Here is a 15,008-nt window from a genome sequence, read left to right on the forward strand (position 1 = left end):
ACACTCCTTCACGACTCGGTCGGCTCCATCGCCTGACGTGGGGTCAAGGTTCCCACAGCGCGGGCCCGCCGGCGGGTCCCGCGCGGCGGTGCGTGCCGGCGCGTCCGCGCGTCGTCGCCGCGGCGGCCGGCCCCGGACCGCGGGCCGGGCCCGCTGGGCTACCGTCGGGACATGACGACGGTGAGTGTGGGCGTGATGCTGCGCACCTGGCGGGAGCGGCGCGGGATCAGCCAGTTGGAGCTGGCGGGTCGCGCCGACTCCTCGTCGCGGCACATCAGTTTCGTGGAGACCGGCCGTTCCCGGCCGAGCGAGGAGATGGTGCTGCGGCTCGCGGAGCACCTGGACGTCCCGGTGCGGGAGCGCAACGCCTTGTTGCTGGCGGCCGGCTACGCGCCCCGCTACCCGCACACCCCGCTCGACGACCCGTCGATGGAGGTCCTTCGGGACTCTCTGGAGCGACTGCTGGCGGGCTACGAGCCGTATCCGGCGCTGGTCGTGGACGCCACCTATCAGGTGATCGCCGCGAACCGGGGCGTCGCGCTGCTGCTGGACGGCGTGCCCGAGCACCTGCTGGCGCCGCCGCTGAACGCGATGCGGCTGACCCTGCATCCGCAGGGCCTGGCCGCGCGGATCCTCAACCTGCGGGAATGGCGCGGGCACCTGTTGGAACAGATGGAGCGGCAGATCGCCCTGTCGCGCTCGGAGCCGCTGCGCGCGCTGTACGAGGAGGTGGCGGCCTACCCCGTGGCGGAGCGGGCCGATCACGGGGAGCCGCGGCAGGCGGTCGCGAACATCGCGCTGCCGCTGCGGATCGAGCACGACGGGCACGTCCTGTCCTTCGTGTCGTCCATCTCCACCTTCAACACGCCGATGGACGTGACCGTCGCCGAGCTGGCCATCGAGACCCTGCTGCCCGCCGACCCGGCGACGGTGAAGTACCTGCGCTCACTGGTCCCCTGAGGCCACACCGCGCAGCGCGAGCCACTGGGCGAGCGCGAACCCGGCGACGACGAGCGCCTGTGCCGGGATCCACACCGCGCCCGCGACGGTCGGGGTGAACCACAGGAGTGCCGAGGCCAGACTCAGGGCCACCCAGAGGCAGTTGGTCTCGATGACGAGGCGGACGGGGAGGACCGGCGGCCGGCGGCGGGAGGCCACCCACCCGACGCCCGCCCCGTACAGGGCGAGGATCACTCCGAGGACGAGCAGGGTCGTCGAGTCGACGCCCAGGAGTCGGCCGAGCGGCGCGGAAAAGGCCAGGTAGGCGAGCCCGTTGCCGGTGGTGACCAGTGCGTCGAGCGCGAGGAACCGGCGCAGCACGACCCGGGGCCCGGTGGTGTGGGCGATGCCGGCGAGGGGGGTTGCGGACATGGTGGATCGACCTCCGTCGAGGATCGGATGCGCGAGGTGGTGGGACACCGGGTCCCGGAGCCGAGTGCGCGACCCCGGAACCCGATGCGTCCCACTGTGCCGACGGGCCCGGGCGGGGTCGATTACCTCGGGGGTAAGGGCTCTGGGTAAGGGCTCTGCCCCGAGGTCGTGCGCAGGCCGCGGGTGCCCGACTCCTTCGAGCGGGTGCCCAACTTCTTTGAGGTGGAGCGAAGGGAAGGTGGGGGTCGCGCTGGTTCGGCGCGGGGGTGCGGGCTAGGCTTCGGGCAGCCCGAACGCCCGAGCGACATACGGAGAGTTTCCGGTGCGAGCCGCCGCCCGACCCGACCTGACCGCGCTCCGGGACCGTGTCGACAGGCTGGCGCGGCAGCGCGGACAGGACCCGGCCGACGTGCTGTCCGTCGAGCGGCTCAGCCACCTCTCCGGCGTCGATCCGGAGCTGATCCCACGGGTCTTGGCCGGCGAAGCTCCCGAAGTCCCCCTGACCCGGCGGGTGCACCGTCGTTTCCTGCGGCTGCGCGAGACTCGGCGTGACAAGCACGGCCGGGAGTGGTCGCTCGCCGCCGTAGCCGATGACTTCGGGGCGCCCGGCGCCTCCCTGGGCCCACTCAACGCGGGTACGGGACTGCCCGGGTTGGGGCACGCGGCCGGGATCCAGCGGTTCTTCGGGGTCTTCGCGGGCTTCCTGCTGGCCGACAACAAGAGCGCGGTGGAACGGGCCCTGGCCGGCGCCCCCGCCGGGCGGGGCGCCCCCGACGACCTGGACCGTCTGTCTTTCCTCACCGGCATCACCCCCGAGGCCATCCGCCTCACCCTCGACGGCCGGCCGGCGCGGCTTCCGCTGCGGCAGCAGGTCCGGGAGCGTTTCGAGCACCTGCGCCGCACCCGGCCCCGGGAGGACGGGCGGCCGTACTCCCTGACGGCCATCGCGCGTTCCTTCGACGCGTCGGGGCAGTCGCTGACCCGCCTCGCGCAGGGCGAGGGCCTGCCCAGTCTGGCCGCGGCCGCCGGGATCCAGCGGTTCTACGGGGTGGAGGGCGGCTTCCTGCTGGCCGATGACACCGAGGCGCTGGCCGCTGCCCTGGCCGGGATCGAGCACGAGTTGGGGTCGGCCGCGCACGAGGCCGAGAACCCGATGCTCGCGGTCCTGCGGGCACACGACGTACGCAGCATCGTCACCCGCGCCGGACTGCTCTCCCCCGCGGGCTGGAAGTCCCTGGCCGACCACCTGGACGATCTGCTCGCCCGGGAGGGCCGTCTCGACGTCCGCCCCACCGGGGACCCGGGGCCTGCCGGCCGGGGCCCGGTACGGGGCCCCGAGGGGGGCGCGCCATGAGGGCCACCCGGGCTCCGCGCGGCTCCGACTCCGACCCAGGCCGCGGCCGGCCCGCCCGAGTGACCCTCGGGCCGCGCGCTGCGGCGCCCCGCGCCCCGGCCCCACGCCGATCCCCCGCCCCGCCCCGTTCCCGGGTCGACGCACGAACCCCGCCCCGTTCCCGGGAGGTTCGACCGTCCATGGCGATCGGACGGGTCAAGTCCCGGATCGACAGGGCCCGTTGACCGGACGCCGGCCGCACCCCCCGGTGGCCCGAGCACACCACTTCACTTGTGTCGCCGTCTCCCGTGCGGCCCCGACAGAGAGCCACCACACGATGCCCCAGCCTTCCGCACCCCGTCATGTCGTCGTCATCGGCGGCAGCATGTCCGGCCTTCTGACGGCAGCCGTCCTCGCCCAACACGCCACGGTCACGATCATCGACGCCGACACGCTGCCCGAGGGCCCCGCTCCGCGCCGCGGCCTGCCGCAGGCCCGCCACGTGCACGTCCTGTGGTCGGGCGGGGCGCGCGCCATCGAGGAGATACTGCCGGGCGTCATCGGGGAGTGGACGGCCGCGGGCGCCCTGCGTCGCAGCCTGCCCGTCGAGCTCGTCACCAAGGCCGCGGAGGGCTGGTTGCCACGGTGCGGGGAGAAGCAGTTCAGCATCTCGTGCAGCCGCGACCTCCTCGACTCGGTGGTTCGCGCGAAGGTCCTCGGCCTCAAGGAGGTGCGCACCCTCCAGCGGAGCCGGGTACGGGGCCTGGAGGGCACGGCGTCCCGGATCACCGGGGTCCGCGTCGACACCCCCGAGGAGGAGGACCGGCTGATCACCGCGGACCTCGTCGTCGACGCGAGCGGTCGCGGCTCCCGGAGCCGGACCTGGCTCCAGGAACTGGGGGTGGGTGAGATCGAGCAGGCGGAGGTCGACTCCGGCCTGGTCTACGCGACCCGGATCTTCGAGGCGCCCGCCGGAAGCCACGCGATGGGCTTCCCCATCGTCAACGTGCAGTCCGATCCGCGGGTGCCCGTGCCCGGTCGTACCGCGACGATCGTCCCCATCGAGAACGGCCAGTGGCAGGCCACCCTCTCGGGCACCCGCGGCGGCCAGCCGACCGCCGACCCGGACGCGTTCATCCCGTTCGCCATGGAAGTGCGGGACCCGGTCGTCGGCGAGTTGCTGAAGGGAAAGAAGCCGCTCACCGAGGTGTCCGTGACCCAGGGCACCGCCAATCGCCGCATCTTCTTCGAGAAGGCCGACCTGCCCGAGGGCTTCTTCGCCGTCGGGGACTCCGTCGCCACCTTCAACCCGCTGTACGGGCAGGGCATGTCCGTCGCCGCCCGCGGGTTGCTGGCCGTACGCGACCTGCTGCGCGCCCGGGGGCTCGCCACACCCTCCGTGGGACGTGCGGCGCAGCGCGCGCTCGCCCCGCAGGTCTCCACGGCCTGGGAACTCGCGACCTCGCAGGACATCCTCTACCCGGAGGCGACGGCGACCGGCATGAAGTCCAGGCCGGGCTCCGCGCTGGTGACGCGGTACGTGAGCCGGCTGATGACCGGCGCCACCACGCAGGAGCAGCTCACGGGCGCCTTCCTCCAGGTCATCACCATGAGCAGCCCGCCCACCCACTGGTTCCGCCCGGACGTGCTCTGGCGCGTGCTGCGGGCCTCCGGGGAGGGTGCCCACAAGGCGGCGCCGCTCACGGCGGCCGAGCGGACCATGGGCGGGCTGGACCGGCCCGGGAGCCCGGGCGCCGAGGACGGCCCGGTCGGGGGCGACCCGAGCGGCGCCCCCGCCGACCCGGTCGGCCGCCCCTGAGGCGTCGTACGGGGCCGGGCGGGACCGGGCAGCGGCCGCGGGCCGGGGAAACGGGACGCCCCGGCCCGAAGGGGGCCGGGGCGGTCGTCGTACGGGATCGGGCGTGCGGCCGGGTCAGAGCTCGGCGAGGTCCAGCCCGGCCTGCGCGGCGGCGGCCCGCACGGTCTGCTCCAGGAGCACGGCGATGGTCATCGGGCCGACACCGCCGGGGACCGGGGTGATCAGGGCGGCGCGGGCGGCGGCCGACTCGAAGTGGACGTCGCCGACGTTGCCCGCGTTGTAGCCGGCGTCCAGGACGACGGCGCCCGGCTTGATGTCCTCGCCCCGGATGAACTCGGCCTTGCCTACGGCGGCGACCAGCACGTCGGCCTGGCGCACGATCGAGGGCAGGTCCACGGTGCGGGAGTGACAGTAGGTGACGGTGGCGTTGCGCTCCAACAGCAGCATGCCGGCGGGCTTGCCCAGGATCGCGCTGCGGCCGACGACGACGGCGTGCTTGCCGGTCAGGTCCACGTCGTACGCCTCCAGGAGGCGCATGATGCCGCCGGGGGTGCAGGAGACGAAGCCGGGCAGGCCGAAGCCCATGGCGGCGAAGGAGTGCATCGTCACACCGTCGACGTCCTTGCCTGGGGCGATGGCCTCGAAGGCGGCCCGCTCGTCGATGTGGTGCGGCACGGGGTGCTGGAGGAGGATGCCGCTGATCTCCGGGTCCTCGGAGAGCGCGGTGAGGGCGGCGACCAGTTCCGCGGTGGTGGTCTCGGCGGGGAGCTCGACGTGGCGGGAGGTGATCCCGGCCTTGGCGCAACGGTTCTGCTTCATCCGTACGTAGGTCACGGACGCGGGGTCCTCGCCGACCAGCACGGTCGCCAGACAGGGGGCGGTGCCGGTGCGCTCGGTGATCTTCGCGGCGTGCGCGGCGGTCTGTTCCGAGATGCGGCGGGCGACGGCGGTGCCGTCCATGAGCCGGGCGGTCTGGGCAGTCGTCATGGGATCTCCTGGGCGTCGCTGCGGAATCGCGGTTCGCCCAGGCGCGCGGCAGTCGACGTACCCACCGGTACGCCGGGCCGCTCCCCGGTGGTGATCCACCCGAACGCCAGTCACGGCCCGCCGCCCACTGTAGTCGACGCCCGCGCGCGGGCGTCGATACCCGGTGGAGGACCGGCTTGCGGCCTGCGACGATCGGGGGATGACGCGTACTTTCGACCATCTTGTCGCCGAGGCCGAGTCCGTTTCCGTGGACGGCTGGGACTTCTCCTGGCTCGACGGCCGCGCCACCGAACAGCGCCCCTCGTGGGGTTACCAGAAGCTCCTCGGCGAACGTCTGTCCCGGGTCTCCTCCGTCCTCGACGTCCAGACCGGTGGCGGCGAGGTGCTCGCCGGGGCAGGCGTCCTGCCGCCGCTGACGGTGGCGACCGAGTCCTGGCCGCCGAACGTCGCCAAGGCGACCCGGCTCCTGCACCCGCTGGGCGCGGTGGTGGTCGCCGACTCCGACGAGCCGCCGCTGCCCTTCGGGGACGAGGCCTTCGAGCTGGTCAGCAGCCGGCATCCGGTGACCGTCTGGTGGGACGAGATCGCCCGCGTGCTGACACCGGGCGGCACGTACTTCTCGCAGCAGGTCGGTCCGGCCAGCGTCTTCGAGCTGGTGGAGTACTTCCTGGGCCCGCAGCCGGAGGAGGTCCGGCGCGGCCGGCACCCCGATGATGCCGTCGCCGACGCCCGGAAGGCGGGCCTGGAAATCGTCGATCTGCGCTCCGAACGACTGCGGACGGAGTTCAACGACATCGGAGCCGTGATCTACTTTCTACGGAAGGTGATCTGGATGGTGCCGGGCTTCACGGTCGGGCACTACCGGGACCGGTTGCGCGAGCTCCACGAACGGATCGAACGCGAAGGCCCGTTCGTCGCGCACACCGCCCGCTTCCTCGTCGAGGCCCGCAAAACGGGCTGAGCCGGGAGGGCGCGGGAGGGCGGACGGATCCACGTCGGATCGGTTGCGTCGCCACAGCGTGGCGCAGGTCACTCAATTCAGCGCGTAACGAATCGACTCGGGCATGCGATGAACCGACAGGTGTCCTCGCGCGGCCCCGGAATACAGACCCCCCTCGGGTCTGTTTCCCGAAGTCGCGCGATGATGTCCCGCTCACCCCTTATCTGTTCGCAACGAGAGGCTCCTTGTGTCGCTCAGCCCGTCCCGTACGTTCCCTCCGGAGATCGCCGAATCGGAGGCCCTCGTCGCGCTCGTCGAGCGCGGCCGCGAGCAGGGTCACATCAACGGTGATGACGTGCGCCAGGCCTTCGAGGCCGGCCGCATCCCGGTGGACCAGTGGAAGCGGGTCCTGCGCAGCCTGAACCAGGTCCTGGACGAGGAGGGTGTCGCCCTCCACGTCAGCGCCGCCCCCGCCACCAAGGCCGCTGCGAAGAAGCCGCGCAAGGCTGCCGCCCCGGCCCGCACCGTGACCAAGAAGGCCGCCGCCGCGCCGCGCCCCATCGGCGCGCGCAAGACGGCGGTCCCCGCCACCGCCGCGGCGATATCCGCACCGTCGGCCTCCGGGACCGAGGAGGAGGTGGCGGCCGAGGCCGCCGCCGAGCCGAAGAAGCGGACGGTCAAGAAGACCGCCGCGAAGAAGGCGACGGCCACGAAGAAGACCGCCGCCACGAAGAAGGGCGCCAAGGACGGCGACGAGGGCGAGACCCCCGCTGCCGGGGGCGAGGACTGGGCGGCCGAGGACCTGGCCGACGAGGCCGAGGAGGAGACTCCGAAGGTCGGCGGGACCCAGGGCTTCGTGCTGTCCGACGACGACGAGGACGACGCCCCGGCGCAGACCGTCATGGTCGCCGGTGCCACCGCGGACCCCGTCAAGGACTACCTCAAGCTGATCGGCAAGGTGCCGCTGCTCAACGCCGAGCAGGAGGTCGAGCTCGCCAAGCGCATCGAGGCGGGTCTCTTCTCCGAGTACAAGCTCGAAGAGGAGGAGGACCACAAGGCCACGTTCAAGCGTGAGCTGGAGATCCTCGTCGAGGACGGTCGCCGGGCCAAGAACCACCTGCTGGAGGCCAACCTCCGTCTCGTGGTCTCCCTCGCCAAGCGCTACACGGGCCGCGGCATGCTCTTCCTGGACCTGATCCAGGAGGGCAACGTCGGTCTGATCCGCGCGGTGGAGAAGTTCGACTACACCAAGGGCTTCAAGTTCTCCACGTACGCGACCTGGTGGATCCGGCAGGCGATCACGCGTGCCATGGCCGACCAGTCGCGCACGATCCGCATCCCCGTCCACATGGTCGAGATCATCAACAAGCTGGCCCGTGTCCAGCGGCAGATGCTCCAGGACCTCGGCCGGGAGCCCACTCCGGAGGAGCTGGGCAAGGAACTCGACATGACCCCCGAGAAGGTCATCGAGGTCCAGAAGTACGGCCGCGAGCCGATCTCCCTGCACACCCCCCTGGGTGAGGAGGGCGACAGCGAGTTCGGTGACCTCATCGAGGACTCCGAGGCGGTCGTGCCGGCGGACGCGGTGTCCTTCACCTTCCTCCAGGAGCAGCTGCAGTCGATCCTGGGGACGCTCTCCGAGCGCGAGGCGGGCGTGGTCTCCATGCGGTACGGCCTCAACGACGGCCAGCCGAAGACCCTGGACGAGATCGGCCGCGTGTACGGGGTCACCCGTGAGCGCATCCGTCAGATCGAGTCGAAGACCATGTCGAAGCTGCGTCACCCGTCGCGTTCGCAGGTGCTGCGCGACTACCTCGACTAGAAGCGGGCACGGGGGCCCGGGGCGGTCGGCAGAACGCCCCGGGCCCCCGTGGCGTGTACGGCTGGGGCTTGGGCGGTCCGTACGGGCCGCCCGCCGGTCAGGCGGCCGTGGCGCGCTGCCTGCGGGCGGACATCACGGCGTGGACGACCACGCCCACGAAGAGGAACAGCACGCCCTGGTACACGGCCGCGTACCCGGAGCCGGCCACGAGCCACATCGAGAAGGCGAAGGCCGCGCAGGCCAGGACGGTGTCACGGACCAGCCGGCCGCGGTGGACGCGTGCGGACTGCCCCGAGACCAGGAAGTAGATCTGGGCGGCGCTGGAGAGCAGGTACGGGACGGTCGCCGTGAAGGTGGTGACCAGCACCAGGATCTCGAAGACCCCCTCGGTGCCCGCGGTGTAGTTGTAGACGGTCAGGGCCGAGTCCAGGACGACGGTGACGAGGACCCCGACGATCGGGACCCCGCGCCTCTTGGTCTCGAAGACCTTCGGGAAGAGCCCGTCCTTGGCCGCGGCGTACGGGGTCTGCGCGCTGAGCAGGGTCCAGCCGTTGAGGGCGCCGACCATCGAGATCACCGCGGCGCAGGCGACGAGGGTGCCGCCCCATGTTCCGCCGAACATGGCGTCGACGGCGTCGCTGAAGGGGGCCTCGGAGGTGACGAGCGTGGCGTGCGCGACCAGGCCGAAGACGGACAGGGTGCCGAGCAGGTAGACGGTGGCGGCGCCGGTGGTGCCCAGGATGGTGGCGCGGCCGACGTTGCGGGCCGGGTCGCGGACCTCGCCGGCGCTGACGGCGGCGGACTCGACCCCGAGGTAGCTGAAGAGCAGGATCGCGGCGGCGGCGGAGATCGCGCCGACGGCGCTCTGGTCGGTGGCCTGGAAGGGACCGAGGTTGGCCGGGTCGAAGAAGAACAGCCCGCCGACGGCCACCAGCAGCAGTGGGGCGAACTTCAGTACGGTGGAGACCAGTTGGACGGCTCCCACGTAGCGGGTGCCCGCGAGGTTGGCGAGCGCGGGCAGCCACTGGACGGCGAGTGCGCCCAGGCACATGGACCACTTGTGCTCGCCCATGGCGGGGAAGAGCACCGTGAGGTAGCCGACGGCGGCGACCGCGAGGGCGGCGTTGGAGACCCAGGTGGTGATCCAGTAGCTCCAGGCCGCGAGGAAGCCGGCGAAGTCCCCGAAGGCCGCGCGGGCGTAGACGTACGGGCCACCGGTCTGCGGGTTGCGTTCGGCGAGCCGGCCGAAGACGAGCGCGAGGGCGATGGCGCCGACGGTGAGCACGGCGAAGGCGACGAGGCTGATCGTGCCGAAGGGGGCCACCGCGGCGGGGAGGAGGAAGATCCCGCCTCCGATGATGTTGCCCATGACCAGGCAGGTCGCGATCGGCAGGCCGAAGCGGCGGGCGTGCGGGCTCGCCTGTTCGTCGGTGGGGACGGGGGCGGGGAAGGGGGTGGTGCTCACGGTGGTGCTCACGGTGGTGCGCCTCTGGTGTTTCACATGCTGGACAGGTCGACACATCGTCGGGCACCGTCAAGGCCGCACCAAATCAGCGGGTTTCGTCCTGTACGGACAGCTCTACGGAAGGAAGGATTCCGCTCACGTCGGGCTTCGGCGGGTGATCCTGCGGTACCGCGGCCGTGGACGGGGCGGCCAACGGGACCTGCGGGCCGTCCGCCTCGCGGAGCCACCGACGCAACACCTCGTGCACCGCTTCGGCGCCGACCAGCCCGGTCCCCGGGTCCGACAGTTCGGTGGGCCACATCAGGAACGGGTGCCCCTGCTCACCGCCCAGGCCGCCGTGCGAGCCGATCTGCTCCTCGAAGGCGTGCACGGTCCCGTCGGCCGGGTCGAACGCCGAATTGACCATGACGTCCGCCACGTGCGGGAAGGAGTCGGTCCGCCGGACGGCGTCGGCCGCGCCCGGCCCGAAGTCCGCCAGCAGCCGCTCCGCCGCTCCCGGCTCGTCCAGCCGGGCCACCGCGCCGCCGGGGCCCAGCACCTCGCCGTCGACCAGCAGGAACCCGACCCCCGGATGGTTGGCCAGCGTGGCCAGCAGCGCCGGGTGGGTCCGCTCGATCCACGCCCGATCGGCCCGCCCGGGCAGGTCCGGGAAGGAGATCAGCCCGAGGTTCCCCGACGCCAGGACCACCGGGTCGGAGCCACCCCTCGGGTCGGCCTCCTCGCCCTCTTCCACCGGCCTGTTCAGGGCCGCGCGGACCGCCGCGCGCGCCTCGGCGCCGCTGCGGGTGCCGCCGGCCCGGCGCGAGACCGGGAGCCCGCATCCCGCCCGGACGAGGTCCTTGAGGGTGAGGCCGTACCGGCCCAGGAAGGTCTCCCCCGGGCTCTGGCCGTGGTCCGAGAGCAGCACGATCCGGTAGGCGCGGGGCGCGTGCTCGGCGACCCGGGCGATCAGCGCGAGGCTCCGGTCGAGGCGGGAGAGCACCCGGTCGGTGTCCCGGCCGTGCGGGCCGGAGTGGTGCGCGACCTCGTCGTAGGCCACGAGGTCCGCGTAGACGCAGGCGCGGCCGGCGAGCATGTCCCCGATCACCGCCGCGACGACCACGTCCCGCTCGACGACGGTGGCGAAGGCCCGGATCATCGGGTAGAGCCCGCCGCGGCCCACGCGCGGCACCTCGTGCCGGATCCGGGCGCGGATCGACTGGCCGATCTCGCGGCCCACCTCGGCGACGAAGGAGAGGGCGGTGCGGACGGCGTTGGCCGGGTCCGAGAAGTACGCGAAGTAGCCCGCCCGGGAGCGGTTGGCCCGGCCGCGCCGCGCGGACACCGACAGCACCAGGGCGAGCTGGTCGGCGCCGCCGCTGAACAGGTTGCCGCGGCTGGCCCCGTCCAGGGTGAGCAGTCCCCCGTCGCCGGTCCGCTCGATGGCGCGGCGCTGGAGTTCGGCGGCGCTGGTGGGCCGGTTGCACACCACGATCTCGCCGGTGTCCTTCTCGTACCAGCGGAAGGCGGGCACGTCGAAGTTCGAGCCGTGCAGGATGCCGAGCTGGCTGGCACCCGTCTGGCTGGACCAGTCCGTGCGCCAGGACATGACGCGGTGGCTGCGCTCCAGCCAGTCGCCGACGGTGGGCATCGCCTCGGACCCCGCGGCCCGGCGCAGCACCTCGTACCCGACCCCGTCGAGCTGGAGGAAGACCAGCCCGGGGGGACTCTCGCCCGCGCCGGGGGCACCCGAGCGCAGCTGCCTGCGCCGGCGCCGGTCGGCGAGCCGGTGGAGCCGGCGGCGGTACGCGTCGTCGTCGCGGACGGCCAGGGCCGTGGACGTGGCCGACGCCACCGCGGACATGACCGCGGCGACGACCACGGCCGTCTCGGGGGCCACCTCGCCGCGCCCGTCGGGGATCAGGTTGAGCGCGATCAGCAGCAGCGAGCCGTTGAGGAAGAAGACGAGCAGCCCCAGCAGCAGGGCCGGCACCAACAGCAGGGCCCGGACCAGCAACGGCCACACCAGCGCGCTCAACAGGCCGAAGGCCCCGGCGCCCCAGGCGGCGGTCAGCGCGATGCGGGTGACGCTGTCACCGTCGTCGGACTGGAGCCGGAAGTCCGGCAGGATCCCGGCCAGGGCGAGCATGGTGAGCGTGGACACCGCCCACACGAGGATCACCCTCACCAGTGCGCCGCCCGCCGTGCGCCACCGTCCGCGCCACACTCCGTACCCCCGTTCGTGGTTCACTGCCAGCGTCGCACAGCGCCGCGAACGCGGCCGGGCGACACAGGTGGCGCACGAACGTACGGAAGCCGCCGGTCAGGTCGTGTTACGTACCGTCGTAGCCCGCCGTCGGCATGGACAGCCGGCGGTGCACTTCCGCCTTCATCGCGGAGGTGTACGTCGGCTCCTCCAGCCCGGCGATCTCCAGCCGGATCCCGCGCCGCTCGCACTCGGCGGTGAAGTCCTCGACGGAACGCAGCGCCCGGGCCAGCACCCGGTGGTTGGCGGCGACGAACAGGTCGACCCGTCCCGCGTCGACGTCGGACCACAGTCCGCAGTGGTCGTGGCGCAGGCCGTAGACCAGCAGGTGCCGGGTGACGACGTGGCCGCGGTCCGCGGCCCAGCGGGCGCACATCGCGTGCTGGCTGCGGGTGTCCACGGCGAAGGGGTCGACGTCGAGTTCCTCGAGCGGGGCCATGCCTGCGATAGCGGCCACGCGCAACTCATCCATGGCGCCCGACCCTACTCCGATCCGCGGCCGTCGAGGAGAGGGCTGTCGGGTTCCGATTGCGGGCGGTTCGACGGGACAGGATCTAAGGTCGACAGGACCTGTCGAGGGAGGGAGCACCGGTGCCGGTGGAGATCACCTGGTGGGGGCATGCCACGTGCACGGTGGAGGACTCCGGACTCCGGTTCCTGACGGACCCGCTGTTCGCACGCCGGTTCGCACACCTGCGGCGACGCCGCGGGGCGGTGCCGCCGCCGCAGGCGGCCGAGGCGGACGTGGCGGTGGTCTCGCACCTGCACTCCGATCATCTGCACCTGCCCTCCCTGGCCCGGCTCGCGCCGGGGACCCGGCTGTTGGTGCCCCGGGGCGCCCGCCGGGCCGTGCCGGGGCTGGCGCGGGTGGCGACGGCCCGGGGGCTGGCGGTCACGGAGGTGGCGCCGGGCGACGTGGTCCCCGTACGGGACGGCGTACGGGTCCGGGCGGTCAGCGCACGCCACGACGGCCGGCGGCTGCCGTACGGACCGCGGCTCGCACCGGCGCTCGGGTACGTGATCGAGGGCGCGGCACGGACGTACTTCGCCGGGGACACCGGGCTGTTCGACACGATGGTCGACGAGGTCGGGCCGGTGGACGTGGCGCTGCTCCCGGTCGGCGGCTGGGGGCCGTACCTGGGGGCGGGGCACCTGGACGCGGGTCGGGCGGCGCGGGCGCTGGCGGACCTCGCGCCCGCGGCGGCGGTGCCGGTGCACTACGGGACGTACTGGCCCATCGGCATGGACGCGGTGCGGCCGCACGAGTTCCACGCGCCGGGCGAGGAGTTCGCCCGGTTCGCGGGGCGGCTCGCGCCGAAGGTGACGGTGCGGGTGCCCGACCACGGCGAGCGGGTGCGGCTGCCGTGACCTGGCGCGACCTCCTCGCGGCGGCGGTCGGGCAGGTCCCGCCGGACGGCACCCGGCAGGCGGTCGGGTACCCGGCGCTGTTCCTGCTCGTGGCGCTCGGAGCACTGGTGCCGGTGATCCCGACCGGGGCGTTGGTGAGTTCGGCCTCGGTGGTGGCCTTCCACCAGGACAACCTGCCGTTCGGACTGCTGCTGGTGTTCGGCGTCTCGGCGTTCGCGGCGTTCGTCGGGGACCTCGCCCTGTACTGGCTCGGGCGGCGCGGGGTGCACTCGCGGGGCGGCTCGCGATGGCTGGAGCGGCTGCGGGGACGGGCCACCCCGGAGCGGCTCGAACAGGCTCAGACGAAGCTCGACGAGCACGGCGTGCTGGTGCTGGTCGTCTCGCGACTGGTGCCGGCGGGCCGCATCCCGGTCATGTTGGCGTGCCTGCTGGCCGAGATGCCGCTGCGCCGGTTCGCGCGCGGCGACGCGCCGGCGTGCCTGGCGTGGGCGGCGACGTACGGCCTGATCGGGATCCTGGGCGGTTCGCTCTTCTCGGAACCCTGGAAGGGCGTGGCCCTCGCGGTGGGCCTGACCCTGCTGATCAGTGCGGCGCCGGCGCTCTGGCGCCGCGTCCGACGCGATTCGGTCTGAGAACACGGGTCGGCGCACACGGGTACCGGGGGCGGTGCGTCAGAACGTGCGGGAGGCGCCGATCGGCAGGTCCCACAGCCGCTCGCGGTCCAGTCCGGCCCGCTCCCAGGCCGCGCGCACCCGGTGGAGGGGCTCCATGACCGGCTCGGCGGACAGGACGAAGGTGGCCCAGTGCATCGGTGCCATCCGCCGGGCCCCGAGGTCGAGGCAGGCCCGCACCGCCTCCTCCGGGTCGGTGTGCACGTCGCGGAGCCACCATCTCGGGGCGTACGCGCCGATCGGCAGCAGCGCCAGGTCCATTCCGGGGTGGCGGCGGCCGATCTCCGCGAACCAGTGCCCGTAGCCGGTGTCCCCGGCGAAGTAGACCTTCTTGCCGTGCTCCGTGTCGGTGAGGATCCACCCGCCCCACAGGGTCCGGCAGCTGTCGAGCAGCGACCGCTTCGACCAGTGGTGGGCGGGGACGAACTCGAAGCGGACGCCGCCCAGTTCGGCGCACTCCCACCAGTCGAGTTCCGTGACCCGCTCGAAGCCGCGGCGGCGGAACCAGCGTCCGAGGCCGGCGGGGACGAAGCAGGCCGTGTGGCGGGGCAGCCTTCTGAGGGTGGGGGCGTCGAGGTGGTCGTAGTGGTTGTGGCTGATCACCACCGCGTCGACGGGCGGCAGGTCCTCCCAGCGCACGCCGACGGGGGTCAACCGGGCGGGGGTGCCCAGGATGCGCCGGGACCAGACCGGGTCGGTGAGCACGGTCAGCCCGCCGGTCCGCAGGACCCAGCCGGCGTGGCCGACCCAGGTGACGGACACCGTCCCGGGCCGGGCCTCGGGCACGGGGGCGGGGGTGCAGGGCAGGTCGGGGATGCCGCGCAGCCCTTCCGGGCCGGGTCGCAGGGCTCCTTCGCGGGCCAGTCGGGCGAGCGCGCGGACGCCGGGCAGGGGGGTCGTCAGCCGATGCGCGAAGGAACGCGGCCACCGACGGACCTCGCCGAGCGGCCGGGGCACGGCCGCCTCGGGCGGGGCGGTGGGGGCGGC

At 73.2% G+C, this 15,008-nt stretch carries 13 protein-coding genes and 1 riboswitch; of the genes, 7 read left to right on the forward strand and 6 right to left on the reverse strand.

Features of this window, described 5'->3' with window-relative positions; translation table 11 throughout:
- The first annotated feature begins 171 nt into the window (after positions 1-171).
- Positions 172-960, forward strand: a complete 789-nt coding sequence (locus tag ADK55_RS18050) for a helix-turn-helix domain-containing protein (protein WP_053679999.1) — start codon at positions 172-174, stop codon at positions 958-960.
- Here ADK55_RS18050 and ADK55_RS18055 read toward each other — a convergent pair.
- Entirely contained in the window at positions 946-1,371 is a 426-nt protein-coding gene (locus ADK55_RS18055) for a hypothetical protein (RefSeq protein WP_053680001.1), read from the reverse strand. The two genes, ADK55_RS18050 and ADK55_RS18055, sit on opposite strands and share 15 nt — an antisense overlap.
- Positions 1,372-1,693: 322 nt before the next feature.
- Here ADK55_RS18055 and ADK55_RS18060 point away from each other — a divergent pair, with 322 nt between their 5' ends.
- Together ADK55_RS18060 and ADK55_RS18065 are read left to right on the forward strand one after the other, a co-directional pair.
- On the forward strand, positions 1,694-2,725 hold the full coding sequence (locus tag ADK55_RS18060; RefSeq protein WP_053680003.1) for a hypothetical protein: 1,032 nt from the start codon (positions 1,694-1,696) through the stop codon (positions 2,723-2,725).
- Positions 2,726-3,041: 316 nt separating this feature from the next.
- Positions 3,042-4,523, forward strand: a complete 1,482-nt coding sequence (locus ADK55_RS18065) for an FAD-dependent oxidoreductase (protein WP_159041444.1) — start codon at positions 3,042-3,044, stop codon at positions 4,521-4,523.
- Between the two features lie 114 nt (positions 4,524-4,637).
- Here ADK55_RS18065 and ADK55_RS18070 read toward each other — a convergent pair whose 3' ends face one another.
- Positions 4,638-5,510 (reverse strand): bifunctional 5,10-methylenetetrahydrofolate dehydrogenase/5,10-methenyltetrahydrofolate cyclohydrolase, encoded by an 873-nt coding sequence (locus ADK55_RS18070; RefSeq protein ID WP_053680005.1) that lies wholly within the window; start codon positions 5,508-5,510, stop codon positions 4,638-4,640.
- A 28-nt stretch (positions 5,511-5,538) separates the two neighbouring features.
- Positions 5,539-5,634, reverse strand: a riboswitch (ZMP/ZTP riboswitch).
- Positions 5,635-5,709: 75 nt separating this feature from the next.
- On the opposite strand from ADK55_RS18070, the gene ADK55_RS18075 reads away from it, so the two are divergent.
- A complete protein-coding gene (locus tag ADK55_RS18075) occupies positions 5,710-6,471 on the forward strand; it encodes a methyltransferase domain-containing protein (RefSeq protein WP_053680007.1) in 762 nt (253 codons plus the stop codon).
- A 226-nt stretch (positions 6,472-6,697) separates the two neighbouring features.
- Entirely contained in the window at positions 6,698-8,272 is a 1,575-nt protein-coding gene (locus tag ADK55_RS18080) for an RNA polymerase sigma factor (RefSeq protein WP_053680010.1), read from the forward strand.
- A 97-nt stretch (positions 8,273-8,369) separates the two neighbouring features.
- Here the strand turns inward: ADK55_RS18080 and ADK55_RS18085 are convergent, their stop codons facing one another.
- From ADK55_RS18085 to ADK55_RS18095, 3 genes are all read right to left on the reverse strand, one after another.
- On the reverse strand, positions 8,370-9,794 hold the full coding sequence (locus ADK55_RS18085; RefSeq protein WP_078999079.1) for an amino acid permease: 1,425 nt from the start codon (positions 9,792-9,794) through the stop codon (positions 8,370-8,372).
- Between the two features lie 28 nt (positions 9,795-9,822).
- Entirely contained in the window at positions 9,823-11,943 is a 2,121-nt protein-coding gene (locus ADK55_RS18090) for a phage holin family protein (protein WP_199826556.1), read from the reverse strand.
- Positions 11,944-12,049: 106 nt separating this feature from the next.
- Positions 12,050-12,454, reverse strand: coding sequence for a hypothetical protein (locus ADK55_RS18095; RefSeq protein WP_053680012.1), 405 nt, complete (start codon positions 12,452-12,454; stop codon positions 12,050-12,052).
- Positions 12,455-12,573: 119 nt separating this feature from the next.
- Here ADK55_RS18095 and ADK55_RS18100 point away from each other — a divergent pair, with 119 nt between their 5' ends.
- Together ADK55_RS18100 and ADK55_RS18105 are read left to right on the forward strand one after the other, a co-directional pair.
- Positions 12,574-13,350 carry an MBL fold metallo-hydrolase gene (locus tag ADK55_RS18100; RefSeq protein WP_053680014.1) on the forward strand — a complete coding sequence of 259 codons (777 nt, stop codon included), beginning with the start codon at positions 12,574-12,576 and terminating at the stop codon, positions 13,348-13,350.
- A complete protein-coding gene (locus ADK55_RS18105) occupies positions 13,347-13,982 on the forward strand; it encodes a DedA family protein (protein WP_053680017.1) in 636 nt (211 codons plus the stop codon). Before ADK55_RS18100 ends, ADK55_RS18105 begins: the two co-directional genes overlap by 4 nt.
- Positions 13,983-14,021: 39 nt before the next feature.
- On the opposite strand, the gene ADK55_RS18110 is transcribed toward ADK55_RS18105, so the two are convergent.
- A partial coding sequence (locus tag ADK55_RS18110) for an MBL fold metallo-hydrolase (RefSeq protein WP_053680019.1) occupies positions 14,022-15,008 on the reverse strand: 987 nt, incomplete at its 5' end.

The sequence above is a fragment of the Streptomyces sp. WM4235 genome (assembly GCF_001279725.1).
Lineage (GTDB): Bacteria > Actinomycetota > Actinomycetes > Streptomycetales > Streptomycetaceae > Streptomyces.

Coding starts and splice junctions, on each gene's coding strand:
- ADK55_RS18085 (WP_078999079.1), bottom strand. CDS start 9,794: ATGTGTCGACCTGTCCAGCATGTGAAACACCAGAGGCGCACCACCGTG.
- ADK55_RS18065 (WP_159041444.1), top strand. CDS start 3,042: ATGCCCCAGCCTTCCGCACCCCGTCATGTCGTCGTCATCGGCGGCAGC.
- ADK55_RS18070 (WP_053680005.1), bottom strand. CDS start 5,510: ATGACGACTGCCCAGACCGCCCGGCTCATGGACGGCACCGCCGTCGCC.
- ADK55_RS18095 (WP_053680012.1), bottom strand. CDS start 12,454: ATGGATGAGTTGCGCGTGGCCGCTATCGCAGGCATGGCCCCGCTCGAG.
- ADK55_RS18050 (WP_053679999.1), top strand. CDS start 172: ATGACGACGGTGAGTGTGGGCGTGATGCTGCGCACCTGGCGGGAGCGG.
- ADK55_RS18075 (WP_053680007.1), top strand. CDS start 5,710: ATGACGCGTACTTTCGACCATCTTGTCGCCGAGGCCGAGTCCGTTTCC.
- ADK55_RS18055 (WP_053680001.1), bottom strand. CDS start 1,371: ATGTCCGCAACCCCCCTCGCCGGCATCGCCCACACCACCGGGCCCCGG.